Genomic DNA, 801 nt, shown 5'->3' with positions numbered 1-801 from the left:
CACTTTGATTTTGACGCGGGCACCTTTGTTTGCCCCGGTGGTCCAGTGAAGCTGCCCCCATGAGAACCGGTCGGCCGGAAAGCCACCCAAGCCGGCACAGGTAAACACCCGATCTTTCACCGCTGTTACACTGCCCGCCCCATTGTTCTCCGGTGCCTGCAGGTTCACACCACAGCGGCTATCTCCCAGCTCAGCATCGCAGCCATACTGGTAAGTGCGGCCGGTGTTCTGGTTGAGCCGGTGGGCAAGGCTGCGCATCTCTGCGTTAAAAGCAAGCTCGCCTCTGCTCACCTCGCCAATGTTGCCGCGCTGCATAACTTCCCGCTGAGAAGTATCTTGCCAGTTCACCCGGTAAAGCACGATTTCCGCATCATCATAAAGCCCGGCTGCAATGTCTGCTTCCGTGATCTTGTCAGAAGAAAACGCGCCTTCTACATCCATGTTGTTAACGGCAAGGCCAAGGTTTGCCTCTACATCCGTTCCGGTAAAACCAGCGGCTGCCTCAAACACAACACCCAAGAAAACCAATTGCCGGTCATGGTCTGTAAAGCCCTGCTTCACGCCATCGCGCCGCGTGACCCGCCAGCACCAACACAAGGTGGTGCAGTTGCCCTGCAGGTGCTCTGCAAGGGCTGGATTTAGCTGCCTCATAACAGCACCTCAACAATCGGAATATTGGTCACACTGCCCTGCACGTGAGCGTTTAGCGTCAGTTCCAGCATATCGGTGTCAAAGCGAGCAGGAACATCAAACTCAAAGCCCGCTGTAACTTCTTCTCCTGCAGGTGGGGCAGAAGCAAAG

The 801-nt window shown here is 55.9% G+C and carries 2 protein-coding genes; both read right to left on the bottom strand.

Features of this window, described 5'->3' with window-relative positions; genetic code table 11:
* The coding region (locus PsWM33_RS25215; protein WP_153040011.1) for a DUF2163 domain-containing protein at positions 1-651 on the bottom strand (651 nt) is incomplete at its 3' end.
* Positions 648-801, bottom strand: a 154-nt coding sequence (locus PsWM33_RS25210; RefSeq protein ID WP_193778472.1) for a DUF2460 domain-containing protein, incomplete at its 5' end; no start/stop codon positions are given. The genes PsWM33_RS25210 and PsWM33_RS25215, both read right to left, overlap by 4 nt.

The organism is Pseudovibrio sp. WM33 (assembly GCF_001623165.1).
Lineage (GTDB): Bacteria > Pseudomonadota > Alphaproteobacteria > Rhizobiales > Stappiaceae > Pseudovibrio.
This window is presented reverse-complemented; position numbering and strand designations above follow the sequence as displayed.